Below are 17,330 nucleotides of genomic sequence, written 5' to 3'. Positions count from 1 at the left end.
GTGGCGTCGCTCCGCGCCAGCCGCCGGGCGCCCTGGCGTCCGGCGTGCGCTGCCTTGCGCCGGGGCGTCGCGCCAATGCCCCTGCCCTGTCCAAAGACGCGCAACGCCCGGCGTTGTCCGGGCCGGCCCCGCGTCACGCGTGGGCCGGCTCCCGACTCCGGTGACGCCAGCGCCGCCGCGGCGGCGCCAGAAGGTTTTCAGCCAAAGAACCGCGCAGCCGCGCGCGGCGACTGCCCCGGCCGCGTCTCAGGCCGCCTTTTTGCCGGCCACCTTCACCAGCTCGCGCATCAGGGCGCGGGCGCTTTTCAGGCGGCTCTCCGGCGTCGGCAGGTCGTCGTGGAAGAAAATGCTCATGTCGGGGCGCACCTTCGCCATGGAGCCCTGCTCCGCCAGCCACGCCGCCAGACCGGCGGGATTGGCGAACCTGCCGTCGCGGAACGCCACCACCAGCCCCTTGGGGCCGGCCTCGATCTTCGCCACATTGGCCCTCAGGCACAGCGCCTTGATCGACATCAGCTTCAGCAGCTGCTGCACCTCCTCGGGCATCGGCCCGAAGCGGTCGGTGAGCTCGGCGCCGAAGGCGTCGATCTGCTGGTCGTTCTCCAGCGTCGACAGGCGCTTGTAGAGCCCCAGCCGCAGCTGGATGTCCTCCACGTAGCTCTCGGGAATCATCACCGCCGCGCCCAGGGTGATGCTGGGCGACCACGCCTCCTCGCCCTCCTCCCCGTCGGTGACGCCGGCCTTGAGCTGGGCCACCGCTTCCTCCAGCATCTGCTGGTAGAGCTCGTAGCCCACCTCGCGGATGTGGCCGGACTGTTCGTCGCCCAGCAGGTTGCCGGCGCCGCGGATGTCGAGGTCGTGGCTGGCGAGCTGGAAACCGGCGCCGAGCGTGTCCAGGCCCTGCAGCACCTTGAGCCGCCGCTCGGCCGTGGCGGTGAGCGTGCGGTTGGCCGGCACCGTGAACAGCGCCCAGGCGCGGGTGCGCGACCGGCCGACGCGGCCGCGCAGCTGGTAGAGCTGGGCGAGGCCGAACATGTCCGCCCGGTGCACCACCAGGGTGTTGGCGTTGGGAATGTCGAGGCCCGACTCGACGATGGTCGTGGAGAGCAGCACGTCGAAGCGGCCCTCATAGAAGGCCGTCATCACGTCCTCGAGCTGGCCGGCGCTCATCTGGCCATGGGCCACCGCCACCTTCACCTCGGGCACGGAGCGGTCGAGGAAGGCCTTGACCTCGTCCAGATCCTCGATGCGCGGAACCACATAGAACGCCTGGCCGCCGCGATAGCGCTCGCGCAGCAGCGCCTCGCGGATGCTGAGCTCGTCGAAGGGCATGACGAAGGTGCGCACGGCCAGCCGGTCCACCGGGGGCGTGGCGATGATCGACAGCTCCCGCACCCCGGTGAGCGCCAGCTGCAGCGTGCGCGGAATCGGCGTGGCCGAGAGCGTCAGCACGTGCACCTGGGCGCGCAGGGTCTTCAGCCGCTCCTTGTGGGCGACGCCGAAATGCTGCTCCTCGTCCACCACCACGAGGCCGAGGTCGCGGAACCTGATGGTCTTGCCCAGCACGGCGTGGGTGCCGACGACGATGTCCACCGTGCCGTCGGCGAGGCCGGCCTTCACCTGCCTGGCCTCCGCCGCCGGGGTGAAGCGCGACAGCTGCGCCACCTTCAGCGGCAGGCCGCGGAAGCGCTCGCTGAAGCTGTGATAATGCTGGCGCGCCAGCAGCGTGGTGGGTGCGACCACCGCCACCTGCTGGCCGCTCATGGCCACGGCGAAGGCGGCGCGCATGGCCACCTCGGTCTTGCCGAAGCCCACGTCGCCGCAGATCAGCCGGTCCATGGGGCGGCCCGAGGCGAGATCCGCCATCACCGCCTCGATGGCGTTGAGCTGGTCCTCGGTCTCCTCATAGGGGAAGCGGGCGACGAATTCGTCATAGAGCCCCTGCGGCGGCGTGATCACCGGCGCCGACTTCAGCGCCCGGGCGGCGGCCACCTTGATCAGCTCGCCGGCCATCACCCGGATGCGCTGCTTCAGCTTCGCCTTGCGCGCCTGCCAGGCGCCGCCGCCCAGCCTGTCAAGGACGACCGAGGCGTCCTCCGAGCCATAGCGGGAGAGCAGCTCGATGTTCTCCACCGGCAGGAACAGCCTGTCGCCGCCGGCGTAATGCAGCTCCAGGCAGTCGTGCGGGGCGCCGCCGGCGGTGATGGTCTTCAGCCCGACGAAACGGCCGACGCCGTGGTCCACATGCACCACGATGTCGCCGGCGGTGAGGCTGCCCACCTCGGCGATGAAATCCTGGGCGCGCCGCGCCTTGCGCGCCTGGCGCACGAGCCGGTCGCCGAGAATGTCCTGCTCGGCCAGCACGCTGAGATGGGGCGCGTCGAAGCCCGCCTCCATGCCCCACACCGCCATGGCGATGTCGCCGCCCTTCACGGCGAGGGCGCGGGCGAGATCGGGAACATTGGCCAGCCCGCGCAGGCCGTGGTCGGCCAGCACATGGGCGAGGCGCTCGCGCGAGCCCTCCGACCAGGCCGCCACCACCACCCGCCGGCCGCCGGCGGCCAGGTCGCGCAGGTGCGCCGCCGCCGCCTCGAACACGTTGACGCCCTCGTCGGCGCGCTCGGGGGCGAAGCTGCGCGCCTGGCGCACGCCAAGGTCAATGACCCTGGCGGACGGCGTCTCCGGCCGGGCGAAGGCGGACACCTCCGCGTAATCCAGCTCGCCGATGCGCCGGCGCCATTCCTCGCGGGTGAGATACAGCGTCTCCGGCCGCACCGGCTTGTAGGGCGCGCCGGTTCCGGCCTTCAGCGCCGCAAGACGGGCCTCGTAATAGTCTTCGATCTGGCTGATGCGCTCGAAGGCTGCGTCCTCCAGCTGTTCGTCCAGCACGAAGGGCGCGCCGGCCAGATAGTCGAACAGCGTGTCCATGCCGCGGTGAAACAGCGGCAGCCAGTGCTCCATGCCCGGGTGGCGGCGCCCCTCGCTCACGGTTTCATAGAGCGCGTCGTCGCGGGTGGCCGCGCCGAAGGCGGCCACATAGGCCTGACGGAAGCGGGCGATGGTCTCGGTGGTGAGCTGCGCCTCGCTCATCGGCACCAGGTCCAGCGAGCGCAGCTGGCCGGTGGTGCGCTGGGTCTCGGGATCAAAGGCGCGGATCGACTCCAGCGTGTCGCCGAAGAAGTCGAGCCGGACCGGCGCCGCCGCGCCCGGCGCATAGAGATCGAGAATGCCGCCGCGCTGGGCGTATTCGCCGGTGTCGCGCACGGTTCCGGTGCGGGTGAAGCCGTTGATCTCCAGCCACTTCACCAGCAGGCTCATGTCGACGGCGTTGCCTGGCGCGGCCGAAAACGTTTCCCCGGCGATGCGCGCCCGCGGCGGCACGCGCTGCGTCAGGGCGTTGACCGTGGTGAGCACGATGCGCGGCCGCTCCCGCGTCGAGCGCGTGCGGGCCAGACGCGCCAGCACGGTCATGCGCCGCGCCGTCACCGCCGATGAGGGCGACACCCGGTCATAGGGCTGGCAGTCCCAGGAGGGGAAGGTCAGGACCTCGATGTCGGGCGCGACGAAGGCCAGTCCGGATTCAGCCAGCTGCAGGCGCCGGCCGTCGCGGGCGACATAAACCAGCGCCGCCGGCGCCTCGCGCTTCTGCGACACGGCGCGGGCGAGATCGGCCAGCAACAGGGGAATGAAGCTGTCCGGCGCGCTGGCCAGCACGGGCTTGCGGCCTTCCAGCAGCCAGGCGGCGGCGTTTTGCAGGGGGAGAGGGCTCATGGGCGGCGTTTCTGGGGCTGCGTTCCGGGACGGCGGGCGGAGAAACGGGCGTGCGGCGCGCGCCTGCGCCCCGGCGGCCGCGCGCGACGGCGCGGCCGGCCCCGGGCGCGTCGCGGCGGCGAAGCCACGCCGCCGGCGCGTGCGGCGCTAGATGAATATGGCGCCGGAATGACGGTGAAACTCGCGAATCTGGCGGAACACCGGCGTGTCATGTTCCGCCGGCAGCGCCGCCTCGCCGGTCAGCCAGCTGAACACGTCGCGGTCCGGGAGTTCCAGCAGGACCTCCAGATCGGCCAGGTCCTGGTCGGAGAGCTGGTCGATGCGGGCGTCGGCGAACTGGCCGAGCAGCAGGTCCATCTCGCGGATGCCGCGATGCCACGACCGGTAGAGGATCCTGCGGCGACGCACGTCAAGATCGGCGCTGCTGCGCGTGGTTCCGCTCATGTAATGCTCCATCCTGTCCGGGCGGCGACGGGCGTCCGCTCCGGCCGCGTCGCGTCCACCGGCCGGCCGGGCCGGCTCTCGCGGGCTGGCCGTCTCCGGGCTATATAGTCCCGGCGCCGCGGCCTGTCAGCCGCCGGCCCGTCCGCACGACGCATTTCATCCGCGGCCTTTCCGCCAACCGGGGCGCCCATGCGACCTTCCGCGCTTGATCCGCTGTTCGCGCCTGTCACCAGCCTGCCCGGCGTCGGGCCGCGCCTCGGGGCCCTGTTCGACCGGCTGCTGGGCGGGGCGGGACGCGGCGCGCGGGTGCTGGACCTGCTGTTTCACATGCCCTCCGGCGTCATCGACCGGCGCCGGCGCCCCCGGGTGGCCGAGGCGACGCCCGGCGAGATCGTCACCCTTGACGTGCGGGTGGCGTCCCATTCCTTCCCGCCGGCGCGCGGCTCCGCCCGCGCCCCGGCGCGGGTGGTGGTTGAGGACGACACCGGCGACGTCACCCTGGTGTTCTTTGGCGGGACGAAGAGCCGTCTGGAGGCGCAGCTGCCGGTGGGCGGGCGCCGCATCGTCTCGGGCCGGCTGGAGCTGTGGGAGGGCCGCCGGCAGATCGTCCATCCCGACCTTATCCTGCGCCCCGAGGAGCTGGAGCAGGTCAGCCTCATCCAGCCGGTGTATCCGCTTACCGAGGGGCTCGCTCCCCGGGCGGTGATGAAGGCCGTGGCGGCGGCGCTGGAGCGCGTGCCGCAGCTGCCGGAATGGCATGAGCGTTGCGGCGGCGCGCCGCTGCCGGGCTTCGCCGCGGCGCTGCGCCTGGTGCACCAGCCGCAGGAGGTTTTCGGCGACGGCGGCGACGGGCTGCTGGAGGATCCGGCGCGCCGGCGGCTTGGCCTCGACGAGGCCCTCGCCACCCAGCTGGCGCTGGCGCTGATGCGCGCCCGCCGGCGCAGGGGCCGCGGCCGCAGCCACGCCGGCGACGGCCGGCTGGTGCAGGCGCTGCTGGCGCAGTTGCCCTTCGCGCTCACCGGCGCGCAGCGGCGGGCGCTGGAGGAGATCTGGCGCGACCTCGCCGCCCCCGAGCGCATGCTGCGGCTGCTCCAGGGCGACGTCGGCTCCGGCAAGACGGTGGTGGCGCTGCTGGCCATGGCGCGGGTGGTCGAAGCCGGTCGCCAGGCCTGCCTGATGGCCCCCACCGAAATCCTCGCCCGCCAGCATTATGACCGCATCGCGCCGCTGGCGCAGGCCGTGGGCGTGCGCGTCGGCGTCTTCACCGGCCGCGACCGCGCCGCCGCCCGGCGCGAGATGCTGGAGCGCATGGCCGCCGGCGGGGTGGACATCGTCGTCGGCACCCACGCCCTGTTCCAGGAGGGGGTGCGGTTTCGCGATCTCGGCCTCGCCGTGGTCGACGAGCAGCACCGTTTCGGCGTGCAGCAACGGCTGGCGCTGGGCGAAAAGAGCCCGGACGCCGACATGCTGCTGATGACGGCGACGCCGATCCCGCGCACGCTGGTGCTGACCTGTTACGGCGACATGGACTCCTCACGGCTCGACGAGAAGCCGCCGGGCCGCACGCCGGTGGTGACCCGGGCCGCGCCCATGGAGCGGCTGGACGAGATCGTCGCCGCCGTGCGGCGGGCGACGGCGCGCGGCGCGCGCGTTTACTGGATCTGTCCGCTGGTGGAGGAATCCGAGGCGCTGGACGTGGCCGCCGCCGAGGAGCGCCACGCCTTCCTGCAGGAGCGGCTGGGGCCGCGCGTCGGCCTGCTGCACGGCAGGATGTCCGGCCGCGACAAGGAGGCCGCCATGGAGCGTTTCGCCAGCGGCGAGGACCAGGTGCTGGTGGCCACCACCGTGGTGGAGGTGGGCGTGGACGTGCCGGAGGCCACCATCATGATCATCGAGCACGCCGAACGCTTCGGCCTGGCCCAGCTGCACCAGCTGCGCGGCCGCGTCGGCCGCGGGGCCGGCGCCTCCAGCTGCGTGCTGCTCTATCGCGGCCCGCTTGGCCCGGTGGCGGGGGCGCGGCTGCGCATCATGCGCGAAACCGAGGACGGCTTCCGCATCGCCGAGGAAGACCTGAAGCTGCGCGGCCAGGGCGAGATCCTCGGCACGCGCCAGTCGGGCATGCCGGAATTCCGCTTCCTGCGTCCGGAGCGCGACGGCGACCTGATCGCCGCCGCCCGCGATGAGGCGAAGCTTGTTCTGGCGCGCGATCCGGACCTGACCGGCGAGCGCGGCCTCGCCCTGCGCTGCCTGCTCTACCTGTTCGGCCGCGACGAGGCCATCCGCCTGCTGCGCGCGGGATAATTCCGCAATTCCAGCGGCGTACGGCCGTGCGCTCAGGCGCCGCCTTGGCCCGCGCCGCCCGGATGGCGGCCCGGCCACGGGCGGCCGTTCTCAGGCGCCTGCGCCCCCCGCGCCGTTGCTCTCGTCGGCCCCGCCGCCGCTCTTTCCGTCGCTCGTGCGGGCGCCCTTGCCGTCGCCGCTGGCGGCGAGCGCGGCCATGCGGCGCCGATGCTCCTCCGGCTGGATCAGGCCGGCCGACATCACCAGCTTGGCCGCTTCATCCACAGTAATGGGAACCTCATATATGTCCTTGCGGGGCAAATAGAAAAAGAAGCCGGTGGTGGGGTTGGGCGAGCATGGCAGGAACACGCCGACATAATCCCCGGCGCCGCCGTCCGGCAGCGGCGCCGTCATCTCCGGAGGCGGCGGCGCCGAGACGAAGACGATCGACCAGGTTCCGGGCGTCGGGAACTGCACCAGCGCCACCTTGCGGAACGAGGTGCCGTCCGGCGAGAACGCCGTTTCGAACACCTGCTTGATGCCGCGGTACAGCCCGCGCACCACCGGCATGCGCTCGAGAATGGTCTCGCCTGAGCTGATCAGCGTGCGCCCCACCAGATTGGCGGTGAGAAAGCCGAGCAGCGTCAGCGACACGATGGCGATGATCACGCCGAATCCGGGCGCCGAGACGTTGAGATAGCTCTCGGGCCAGTAGCGCTGCGGGATCAGCGGCTTCACCCAGCCGTCGATGGCCCCGACGATCCACCAGGTGATGTAGATGGTCAGCGCCAGCGGCCCGGCGACGATCAGGCCGGTGAGGAAATAGTTGCGCAGCCGCGCCCGCAGCGAGAACAGCGGCCCGCGGCGCGGCGCCTGGACCAGGGCCGGACCGGCGGCGCCGGCGTCCGCCGCCCCCGTGTGCGCGCCGGTTTCGCCCGCCGGGGCGTCGCTGCGGGGCGCCTTCCGTTCGCTGTCGCTCATCCTGCGTCCGTTTCACCCGTTCGCGCGCCGCCGCGCCGGGCCGGGCGCGCGCTCACTCCACCGTGACAGATTTGGCCAGATTCCGCGGCTGGTCCACGTCTTTGCCCATGAATACGGCGACATGATAGGCGAGGAGCTGGACCGGGACTGCATAAATGATGGGCGCGACCAGCGGATCGACCTCGGGCATGACGATGGCGGCGATGTCCTCGAGCCCGGTCTGGCGCACCGCCTCGGCGTCGCCGATCAGGATGATGCGCCCGCCGCGCGCCGCCACTTCCTGGATGTTGGAGACGGTCTTGTCCATCAGCGCGTCGCGAGGGACGAGCACCACCACCGGCATGTCCTCGTCCACCAGGGCGATGGGACCGTGCTTCAGCTCGCCGGCGGCGTAGCCTTCGGCGTGGATATATGAGATTTCCTTCAGCTTGAGCGCGCCTTCGAGCGCCAGCGGCCATGCCGGGCCGCGGCCGAGATAGAGCACGTCGCGCGCCCGCGCGAGCCGCGCAGCCAGCTGCTCCACCTCCCGCTCGGCGCCGAGCGCCTCGCCCAGCAGGCCCGGCAGCGTCATCATCAGGTCGGCGACGCGCGCCTCCTCCGCCGCCGAAAGGGCGCCGCGGCGGCGCCCGGCGTAAACCGCCAGCGCCAGCAGCACCGCCAGCTGGCAGGTGAACGCCTTGGTGGAGGCCACGCCAATCTCCGGCCCGGCGAAGGTTTGCGCCACCGCGTGGCTCTCGCGGGCGATGGTCGAGGTGGGCACGTTGACGATGGAAAGGATGCGCTGGCCCTGGCTCCTGGCGTAGCGCAGCGACGCCAGGGTGTCGGCGGTCTCGCCGGACTGGGAGATGAACAGCGCCAGGCCGTTGTCCGGCATCGGCGCCTCGCGGTAGCGGAACTCCGAGGCGACGTCGAGATCCACCGGCAGCCGCGCCAGCCGCTCAAACCAGTAACGCGCCACATGGCCGGCGAGAAAGGCGGTGCCGCAGGCGCAGATGGTGAGCCGCGACAGGGCGGCGAAGTCGACCCCGGCGAGTTGCGGAAACAGGAAGCCGCCGTTCAGCGCGTCGAGATAATGGGAGACGGTGCGGCCCACCACTTCGGGCTGCTCCCAGATCTCCTTGTGCATGAAGTGGCGGTGGTTGCCCTTGTCGGCGAGAAAGGCGCCCGGCGCCAGCTTCTGGCGCGGGCGCTCGACGCGGAAGCCGCCGGCGTCATAGATCTCCGCTCCGGCGCGGGTCACGGCGACATGGTCGCCCTCGTCCAGATACAGCAGGTCGTCGGTGAAGGGGGCGAGCGCCAGCGCGTCCGAGCCGAGGAACATCTCGCCGTCGCCGAAGCCCAGCGCCAGCGGCGCGCCGTGGCGGGCGCCGATCATCAGGTCATCATGGCCGGCGAACAGGAAGCACAGGGCGAAGGCGCCGCGCAGCCGCGGCAGCACCCGCGCCACCGCCTCCAGCGGCGGGCGGCCTTCCGCCAGCTCCTGGTCCACCAGCTTCACCACCACTTCGGTGTCGGTTTCGGACTCGAAGGCGACGCCGCGCCCGGCCAGTCCGGCGCGCAGCTCCCGGAAATTCTCGATGATGCCGTTGTGCACCAGCGCCACCCGGCTGGTGGCGTGGGGATGGGCGTTGTCCTCGGTCGGCTTGCCATGGGTGGCCCAGCGGGTGTGCCCGATGCCGGCCGCGCCGGGCAGCGGATGCTCGCGCAGCGCCGCCTCCAGGTTGCGCAGCTTGCCGGCGGCGCGGCGGCGCTCGAGCACGCCGTCGCGCAGCGTCGCCACGCCGGCGGAATCATAGCCGCGGTATTCAAGCCGCTTGAGCGCGTCCACCAGGTCCGCTGCGACGTCGCCCTTGCCGAGAATGCCGATGATTCCGCACATGCTGTCCCAGTCCGTTGTTATTGCGCCGCCTGGCGCCGGCAGCCACATGCGCCGGCGAAGGCTGGCTGCAGGATGCCGGGCGCGCGTCCGCGGGCGCAGCGCGCGCCCCTGCGCGCCGTGATCCTGTTAGCCGCAGCGTCCGCAAGGAAACAAATCAAATAACCTGACGGATTGTGACGGCCGGGCCCGCGCTGCGGCGCGCCCCTCCGTCGCGGCGGCCGCCCGGCGCAAACCGGCGCCGCGCCTCGGCCTCCTGCGGCGGCGGCCGGTCGCTGGCCGCCGTCGCTGCCCCCGTCACGGGCGGCCGCGCTCCGCCGCCTGTTTCTTCTTGCGATGGGCGTTCTTCTCGCGGAACGCCGCCGCCCAGCCTGGCTTCGCGACCTGGCGGGCGCGGGCCAGCGCCAGCGCGTCGGGGGCGACGTCTTCGGTCACCACCGAGCCGGTGCCGACATAGGCGCCCTCGCCGACCGTCACCGGCGCCACCAGGGATGAGTTGGAGCCGATGAACGCCCCCGCCCCGACCGTGGTCTTCGCCTTGCCGAAACCGTCATAGTTACAGAAGATCGTGCCGGCGCCGATATTGGCCCCCGCGCCCACCTCGCCGTCGCCGAGATAGGCCAGATGGTTGGCCTTGGCGCCGGCGTCGACCCGGGTGTTCTTCACCTCGACGAAATTGCCGATCTTCGCCGCAACGCCAATGTCGGCGCCGGGACGCAGCCGGGCGAAGGGGCCGATCTCCGCGCCGCCGCGCACCACCGCGCCCTCCAGATGCGAGAAGGCGCGGATCACCGCCCCGTCCTCCACCGTGACGCCGGGGCCGAACACCACGTGCGGCTCCACCAGCACGTCGCGGCCAAGGCGGGTGTCGGCGCTGAAATAGACCGAATCCGGATCCTGCAGGGTGACGCCGCCGAGCATGGCGGCGCGGCGAAGCCGGCGCTGGATCTCCGCCTCCGCCGCCGCCAGCTGCGTGCGGTCATTGACGCCCATCACCTCGCCCTCCGCCGCCGTGGCCACGGCGGCGGCGAGGCCGAGTTCGCGGGCGATCGCCACGGCGTCGGTGAGATAGTGCTCGCCGCTGGCGTTGTTGGGCTGGATGCGCTCCAGAATCTGCAGCGCGCGGGCGCCGGAGAGCGCCATCAGCCCGGCGTTGCACAGCCGTACGGCGCGCTCGGCGGCGCTGGCGTCCTTTTCCTCACGGATGGCGACCAGCGCCTCGCCCTCCATCAGCAGGCGGCCGTAGCCGGCGGGATTGGCGGCTTCAAAGCCAAGGACAGCCACGGCGACGTCGCCGGCGATGAGGCCGCGCAGCCTGGCCAGCGTCGCCGGCGTGACCAGCGGCGTGTCGCCGAAGGCGACCAGCAGGTCGCCGTCGCCGGCGGCGATCCATTCACGCGCCGCCAGCACGGCGTGGGCGGTGCCGCGGCGCTCGCGCTGCTCGACGATGACGGCGCCTGGCGCGGTTTTCGCCGCTTCGGCGGCCACGTCGGCGCGGTCCGGCCCCACCACCACCGCGATATCCCGGGCGCCGGCGCCCTGCAGGGCTGCGAGCACGTGGGACACCATCGGCCGGCCGGCGATGCGGTGCAGCACCTTGGGCGTGGCCGACAGCATGCGCGTGCCCTCGCCCGCCGCCAGCACGATGGCGCGGAACGGCGCCGTCTGCGGAATGTCTGCGGTCATGAAACTCGTGCTCCCGCCCGGCCGGATACGGGTCGCCGGTCGTTCGCGCCGCCCGCCGGATCGCTGCTTGAACCGGGCCTGTATTAACCGATGATTCCTTTCAGGAGAATTGCGCGGCCGCCTCAGGCGCTGCTCCGTCCTGCGCGGCGCAAATATCCCTTCGCCTGCGCCGTTGGAGGACTTCCTTCCGGCGCATGGCTGTGACACTGCTGGAGCGCCAGATTTTCCGGAGGATTTCCCGGCTTCCAGTCTTGAAACCGCCGTTTTTGCCGCCAAGGTCCGCCGCAGGCGAACCGCCGGCCGGCGCCGCCGCCGGCCTGCATTGCAAGATGCTGTTGAAAGGCCATAATTCCCCGGAACGCCTGACCTTGGGCGCCGCCGCCCCTTTCGCTGGTTCCTGATGAAGATGATCAATCGCAGACAGCTGATGTGGTCCGGCGCCGTCGCGGCGCTGGCGGCGGGCGCCGGGCTGGCGCGGGCCGGGAGCCAGCCCGCGGCCGGGGGCGGCGAGGCGGCTGAAACGCCCTTTGCGCCCGAGATGGTGGTCGACATGGCCAGGCGGCTGGCGCAGCGCCCGTTCGCGCGGGCCGGCGGCGACCTGCCCGAGGAGCTCGCCGGCCTCACCTATGAGCAATATGTCGGCGTGCGCGCCCGGCCCGAGGCGCTGCTGTGGGACGGCGAGCGCCGCGGCTTCGTCATCGAGCCGCTGCCGCGCGGAGCGCTGTTTCGCGACCGCGTCGAGATTTACGTCGTGGCGGACGGCCGGGCCCGGCGGCTGACGTTCAACCCGGCCAGCCATGACTTCGGCGGACTGCCGCCCCCTCCGCCGGGCGACGCCGGCTTCTCCGGCTTCCGCATTTTCGCGGGGCTGGACCGGCCGGCGCAGATGGCGATTTTCCAGGGCGCGACCTTCTACCGGGCCATCGCCCGCGGCCAGAACATGGGGGCGACGGCCCGCACCCTGACCCTGCGCCCGGGCGAGATGCGCGGCGAAGAGATCCCGGCGTTCCGCGCCTTCTGGATCGAGCAGCCGCCGCCGGGCGCGGACGTGCTCACCCTTCACGCCCTGCTCGATTCCGAGAGCCTGGCCGCCGCGGCCCATTTCACCGTGCGTCCGGGCGACATGACCATCATCGACGTCGAGGTGACGCTGTTCACCCGCGCCGCCATCGATCACATCGGCTGGGGCGGCCACGCGGCCACCTATCTGTTCGGCGCCGCAGGCCGGCGCAACGTCGACGACGTGCGCGCCGCAGTGTTTGAGGTCAACGGCCTGCAGATGCGCAACGGCCGCGGCGAATGGCTGTGGCGGCCGGTGACCAATCCGCAGCAGCTGCAGATCTCCGCCTTCGTCGACTCCAGCCCCCGGGGCTTCGGCCTGCTGCAGCGCGAGCGCGCCTTCGCCGCCTTCCAGGACGACAGCCAGCGCTTCGACCGGCGCCCGAGCGTGTGGGTCGAGCCGCTCGGCGACTGGGGCGAGGGCCAGGTGCAGCTGATCGAGATTCCCACCGAATCCGACATCAACGACAACATCCTCGCCTACTGGCGGCCCAGGGCGCCGCTGGCCGCCGGCGCCGAGGTCAATTTCGCCTACCGCCAGTACTGGTGCTGGCAGATCCCCGATCCGCCGGAGCTGGCGCGGGTGATCCTGACCCGGACCGGGCGCGGCCGCAGCGGCCGCCGCCGCCGTTTCCTCGTGGAGTTCACCGGCGCGGCGCTGGCGGACCCCGGCGTGGTGGCGGCGCTGCAGCCGTCGCTCTCGGCCGCCAACGGCGGCGTCATCTCCGAAATGCGCCTGTGGCCCTATCCGGAACGGCGCGCGGCGCGGGTGGCGTTCGAGCTCGACCCGGGCGACTCGCAGCTGTGCGAGCTGCGCCTGGCGCTTGAGGCGGCCGGCAAGCCTGTCAGCGAAACATGGTTGTACCGATGGACCGCGTGACCGACGCGGACGCCGCGGCCGGGGCCGGCCCCCGGAGGAGCGAGCCGATGGACGCCACACGTCTCCCCCAGGCCATGCCGCCGGAGCATCCGCTGGAGATGCCGGTCCAGTCCCTGCGCCGCTGGAGCCGTCGCGACCGGCGCCGGCCCGCCGGCCCGGACAGCCCGGGGTTCCGGGGCTGGATCGCGCGCGTGGCGGTGTTCGGCGGCGCCTTCGCCCTCACCGCCTATGGCGCGTACGAGATGTATGAGGTGGTGTCGGTCAGCCGCACCACCTGGCTGCAGTGGGCGCTGCTGGCGCTGTTCACCATCAACTTCTCCTGGATCGCCCTCGCCTTCACCAGCGCGGTCGTCGGCTTCATCGCCATGCTGTGGCGGCGCCTGCCGCCGGCGCCCCCGCAGCGGCTGCGCAGCCGCACCGCCGTGGTGATGCCGGTGTACAATGAGGAGACGGCGCGCACTTTCGGCGCGCTGTGCGCCATGCGCGAGAGCATCGAGGCCACCGGCTTCGGCGACGCCTTCGACTATTTCATCCTCTCCGATTCCACCAGTCCGGACGCCTGGGTGGCGGAGGAGCGCGCCTTTCTGGCGCTGCGCGAGCGGCTGGGGCCGGACGCGCGCGTCTACTACCGCCGCCGCCAGAAGAACGCCCACCGCAAGGCCGGCAACATCGCCGACTTCGTCACGCGCTGGGGCGGCGCCTATGACCACATGCTGGTGCTGGACGCCGACAGCGTGATGAGCGGCGAATGCGTGGTGCGCCTCGCCGCCGCCATGGAGGCTGATCCCGACGCCGGCATCATCCAGTCGCTGCCGCTGATCATCAACCGCAACACGCTGTTCGCCCGCCTGCAGCAGTTCGCCGCCCGGGTGTACGGGCCGGTGATCGCCACCGGCCTCGCCGTGTGGATGGGCAGGGACGGCAATTACTGGGGCCACAACGCCATCATCCGCACGAAGGCGTTCGCCGCCCATTGCGGGCTGCCTGACCTCTCGGGCAGGCCGCCGTTCGGCGGCCACATCCTCAGCCACGACTTCGTCGAGGCGGCGCTGATCCGGCGCGCGGGCTGGACGGTGTACATGCTGCCTGACCTGCCGGGCAGCTATGAGGAAAGCCCGCCCTCGCTGATCGACCTGGCCACCCGCGACCGGCGCTGGTGCCAGGGCAACCTGCAGCACCTGCGCGTCATCGGCGCGGCGGGGCTGCGCCTCGCCACCCGCCAGCATTTCGCCACCGGCATTTTCTCGTACCTCGCCTCGCCGCTGTGGCTGATGCAGCTGGTGATCGGCATCGTGCTGGTGCTGCAGAGCCGCTACGTGCGGCCGGAATATTTCACCCAGGAGTTTTCGCTGTTTCCGGCCTGGCCGCGGTTTGATCCGGAGCGGGCGCTGGCGCTGTTCTTCCTGACCATGGCCATCCTGCTGGCGCCGAAGCTGTTTGGCCTGATCCTCGCGCTGCTGGACGGCCCGACGCGGCGGGGGTGCGGCGGAACCGTCCGCATCCTGCTCTCCACCCTGTTCGAGACGGTGATGTCCGCCCTGCTCGCGCCGATCATGATGGTGATCCAGTCCGGCGCGGTGGCGCAGATCCTGCTGGGCCGCGACACCGGCTGGAATCCGCAGCGGCGCGACGACGGCTCCATCGCCTTCCGCGACATCGTCCGCCGCCACTGGAGCCACATGGCGCTGGGCGTGGTGACCGGCGTCGCCGCCTTCCTGATCGCCACCTCGCTGGCGCTGTGGATGTCGCCCACCATCCTCGGCCTGGTGCTGGCCATTCCGATCTCGTGGATGAGCGGCAGGAAGTCCATCGGCCTGGCGCTGAAGCGCCTCGGCCTGCTGCTCACCCCGGAGGAGACCGCGCCGCCGCTGGTGGCCGCCCGCGCCAACGCCCTGCATGAGGAATTCGCCGCGCTTGGCCATGACGGCGAGGACGCGCTGGAGGTGATGCGGCGCGACGCGGCCTTGCGGCGCGCTCACTGCGCCATGCTGCCGCCGGCGACGCCGCGCCGGCGCGGCCAGATCGATCCGGAGCACGTGCTAGCTTCGGCCAAGCTGGCCGACGCCGAAACGCTCGCCGACGCGCGCAGCTGGCTCACGCCGCGCGAGCGTCTCGCCGTACTGAATGATCCGGCCCTGCTCGAACGTCTCGCCAGCCTGAAAGCCGCCTGAGCCCGCGCCGTCCTGGTCCCGCGCAGCCAGCATTTCCGGGCTCGCCCGGCTCATGCGCGAGCGCGACCATGTCCGCTGCGGCCGGCAGAGCCGCGGGCCGGCGCCGGCGCCCTTACCCGCCGCATCAGTCCCGGCCGCAACGGCCTCGATGACCGCGGGGCGCGTAACATGCGGCTGGCGCTCACGGCCCCGGGCCGCGGCCCGGGCGCCGCGCGTGGCGGCGGGAGCGCCGCCTGCCGCCGCAGCCCCCCAGGGCGACAGTCCCGCCGCCTGGCCAGGCCCCTCCGCCGGACGGCGCGGCGCCGGCTTGCGCTCCGCCCCCGCCGTGCGCGCCGCAGGCGGCGCCCTGGCGTGAGCGACAGCCAGCGACGCGCCCTGGCGGCTGTAACGCCGGAGCGGCGGCCGCCTTCCGGCGCCGGCGCGCTGCGGGACCGTGAGCGGCCCGGCGATGCAACGGGCCGGGCGGCCGTACGGCATTGTGTGCGGGAACGGGCTTGCTGGATCCGGGCTGCCGGCGGCCGCGGCGTCGTCAGGCGGGCAGTCGCCCCGGACGTGGTGAGCGCGCAGGGATTCGAACCCTGGACCTACTGATTAAAAGTCAGTTGCTCTACCGGCTGAGCTACGCGCTCTCACAGCACGTGTGATGCGGCGTGTGATAGGCGCTGGCGCCCGCCCGGTCAACCGTCACGCCCGCTGTTTCGGCGCGAAGGGCGCATCTTCCCCAGACAATCGCCGCCGGGCCCGCGCCCGGCTGCAGCTCCCGTCCCCGCTTCCGCGCCGGCGCGCGTTTCGTGACGCGTTCCGGCGCAGCGGAAGCAGAAGGACCTGCCGGCTCCGGCGACGTCATGACGTCCCGCCGCCGGCCGCGGGCCGCGCGAAAAGCGCGCCGGGCCGAAAGCCGGCCGCGGCGCAACGTTTCCCGGCGGGAGACATGGGGACGGCTGCGCGCGCCGCGGCGGTCACCTCCGCGCGCGGCCGTGGACGTGGCCGCCCCTGGCGCGCCGGGCCCGGGCGTGCGCCGCGGTCCTGCTGGCGGCCGCCCGGCGCCGGAGCGCGCGCCGCACGGCTGGCTTCGTCGCCACCGGCGGCGTCTTCGGGCCGGCGTCGGCGCCGGTCGCCGGCGGGCCGGAGACGCCGACGAACTGCATGTCCGGCTTCAGGGCGCCGCCTAACAGCCGCCGCACCTGGCGCGCCACCGCGTCGGTCTCCGCCGCATATGGCAGGGCGAGGCTGTCATACACGGCGCGGATCGTGCGGCTGCGGCTCCTGCGGCCGCTCCGCCGGTAGAAAATCGAACGGTTGGCGCGGGCGGCCGCCGGAAAGGCCGGGGCCGCGGCGGCGGCCGGTTTCGTCGCCACCAGCTGGGCCAGATGGCTGGCCTTGGTGACGCCGAGAAAGTGGGTGGCGTAGATGTCGGCGTCGGTCAGGTTGCGGTCGAGTCTCGCCTGCAGCTTGCGGGCGTCGTCGCGCAGCATGTCGGCGGCGATTGCGGCGGCGATGTCCGGATTGTCGCGAAGCGCGAGGATTTCCCTGCGCGCGGCCGGATCCGCCACCTCGCCGCCGGCGTCGATCATCGCCGCCTCCTTCGCCAGCCCGTGGCTGGCGCCGTAATCGCGCACGGCCCGCAGCCAGGTGCTGTCAATGAACTGGAACAGTCCGGCTGCGCTCGAGGTTTTCGCGCGGGCGTCGGGCCGGAAGCCGGACTCCCGCCTGGCCACGCCGATCAGCAGCCGCAGGTCCACGCCGCTGTTGTCGCTGGCCCGCGCCAGGCTCCGGGCGACGTTGGCCGGCACTTTTACCTGGCCGGCGGAAATCACCGGCGGCGCCTTGCATTCGCGCAGCACGACCAGCGGCGGGGCCGGCGCGGCGGCCGGCGGCTGGAGCGTCGACAGGGGCGTCGCCTCGCGCGCCGCGACCACGACGCCGCCGGTCAGAAACGCCGCAAGCGCGCACGCGCATCCGGATCTGGCGAAAGTCCTGATCTTTATCATGACGAAACTGCCGCGCACATTAATAACATAACAATAATTAAACTATTCATGAAGCGATGGCGTAATGCTATATATTCATGTGTCGATATTATGACGATACATTAAATTATTTTTATGATATCAGACATGACCTGCGAATGTTTGCGCATGGCCCGCCGCGCGGCTGCGGCGGGACGGCGTTCCGCCGGCGG

At 72.1% G+C, this 17,330-nt stretch carries 9 protein-coding genes and 1 tRNA gene; 3 read left to right on the top strand and 7 right to left on the bottom strand.

The genetic code is table 11. The annotated features are described in order from the left end of the window. Positions 1-246 precede the first annotated feature (246 nt). Positions 247-3,771: a transcription-repair coupling factor gene (mfd, locus tag ACFFJB_RS06935; protein WP_376830520.1), complete on the bottom strand. Its 3,525-nt coding sequence runs from the start codon at positions 3,769-3,771 to the stop codon at positions 247-249. Between the two features lie 147 nt (positions 3,772-3,918). Beyond that, positions 3,919-4,215, bottom strand: a complete 297-nt coding sequence (locus tag ACFFJB_RS06930; protein WP_376830519.1) for an FAD assembly factor SdhE — start codon at positions 4,213-4,215, stop codon at positions 3,919-3,921. 189 nt (positions 4,216-4,404) lie between these two features. Between ACFFJB_RS06930 and recG the strand changes: the two genes are divergently transcribed. Next, on the top strand, positions 4,405-6,516 hold the full coding sequence (recG, locus tag ACFFJB_RS06925; protein ID WP_376830518.1) for an ATP-dependent DNA helicase RecG: 2,112 nt from the start codon (positions 4,405-4,407) through the stop codon (positions 6,514-6,516). Positions 6,517-6,606: 90 nt separating this feature from the next. On the opposite strand, the gene ACFFJB_RS06920 is transcribed toward recG, so the two are convergent. The 3 genes from ACFFJB_RS06920 to glmU form a co-directional block, all read right to left on the bottom strand. Next, positions 6,607-7,476: a DUF502 domain-containing protein gene (locus ACFFJB_RS06920; protein ID WP_376830517.1), complete on the bottom strand. Its 870-nt coding sequence runs from the start codon at positions 7,474-7,476 to the stop codon at positions 6,607-6,609. Between the two features lie 52 nt (positions 7,477-7,528). Beyond that, positions 7,529-9,355 (bottom strand): glutamine--fructose-6-phosphate transaminase (isomerizing), encoded by a 1,827-nt coding sequence (gene glmS / locus ACFFJB_RS06915; protein WP_376830516.1) that lies wholly within the window; start codon positions 9,353-9,355, stop codon positions 7,529-7,531. A 294-nt stretch (positions 9,356-9,649) separates the two neighbouring features. Continuing rightward, the gene (gene glmU, locus ACFFJB_RS06910) at positions 9,650-11,038 is read right to left on the bottom strand and encodes a bifunctional UDP-N-acetylglucosamine diphosphorylase/glucosamine-1-phosphate N-acetyltransferase GlmU (RefSeq protein ID WP_376830515.1); all 1,389 of its coding nucleotides are present in this window, start codon (positions 11,036-11,038) and stop codon (positions 9,650-9,652) included. Between the two features lie 406 nt (positions 11,039-11,444). Here glmU and ACFFJB_RS06905 point away from each other — a divergent pair, with 406 nt between their 5' ends. Both ACFFJB_RS06905 and mdoH read left to right on the top strand, forming a co-directional pair. Then, positions 11,445-12,977: an OpgD/OpgG family glucan biosynthesis protein gene (locus ACFFJB_RS06905; protein ID WP_376830514.1), complete on the top strand. Its 1,533-nt coding sequence runs from the start codon at positions 11,445-11,447 to the stop codon at positions 12,975-12,977. A 47-nt stretch (positions 12,978-13,024) separates the two neighbouring features. Beyond that, entirely contained in the window at positions 13,025-15,148 is a 2,124-nt protein-coding gene (gene mdoH, locus ACFFJB_RS06900; RefSeq protein ID WP_376830513.1) for a glucans biosynthesis glucosyltransferase MdoH, read from the top strand. Between the two features lie 553 nt (positions 15,149-15,701). Here the strand turns inward: mdoH and ACFFJB_RS06895 are convergent. Next, a tRNA-Lys gene (locus ACFFJB_RS06895) sits at positions 15,702-15,777 on the bottom strand. A gap of 330 nt (positions 15,778-16,107) precedes the next feature. After that, a complete protein-coding gene (locus ACFFJB_RS06890; protein WP_376830512.1) occupies positions 16,108-17,139 on the bottom strand; it encodes a lytic transglycosylase domain-containing protein in 1,032 nt (343 codons plus the stop codon). Positions 17,140-17,330: the final 191 nt, after the last annotated feature.

The sequence above is a fragment of the Camelimonas abortus genome (assembly GCF_042432745.1).
Lineage (GTDB): Bacteria > Pseudomonadota > Alphaproteobacteria > Rhizobiales > Beijerinckiaceae > Camelimonas > Camelimonas abortus.
The sequence above is the reverse complement of the archived record's forward strand: the minus strand, read 5'-3'. Positions and strand labels throughout refer to the sequence as shown.

Coding starts and splice junctions, on each gene's coding strand:
- mfd (WP_376830520.1), bottom strand. CDS start 3,771: ATGAGCCCTCTCCCCCTGCAAAACGCCGCCGCCTGGCTGCTGGAAGGC.
- ACFFJB_RS06930 (WP_376830519.1), bottom strand. CDS start 4,215: ATGAGCGGAACCACGCGCAGCAGCGCCGATCTTGACGTGCGTCGCCGC.
- recG (WP_376830518.1), top strand. CDS start 4,405: ATGCGACCTTCCGCGCTTGATCCGCTGTTCGCGCCTGTCACCAGCCTG.
- ACFFJB_RS06920 (WP_376830517.1), bottom strand. CDS start 7,476: ATGAGCGACAGCGAACGGAAGGCGCCCCGCAGCGACGCCCCGGCGGGC.
- glmS (WP_376830516.1), bottom strand. CDS start 9,355: ATGTGCGGAATCATCGGCATTCTCGGCAAGGGCGACGTCGCAGCGGAC.
- glmU (WP_376830515.1), bottom strand. CDS start 11,038: ATGACCGCAGACATTCCGCAGACGGCGCCGTTCCGCGCCATCGTGCTG.
- ACFFJB_RS06905 (WP_376830514.1), top strand. CDS start 11,445: ATGATCAATCGCAGACAGCTGATGTGGTCCGGCGCCGTCGCGGCGCTG.
- mdoH (WP_376830513.1), top strand. CDS start 13,025: ATGGACGCCACACGTCTCCCCCAGGCCATGCCGCCGGAGCATCCGCTG.
- ACFFJB_RS06890 (WP_376830512.1), bottom strand. CDS start 17,139: ATGATAAAGATCAGGACTTTCGCCAGATCCGGATGCGCGTGCGCGCTT.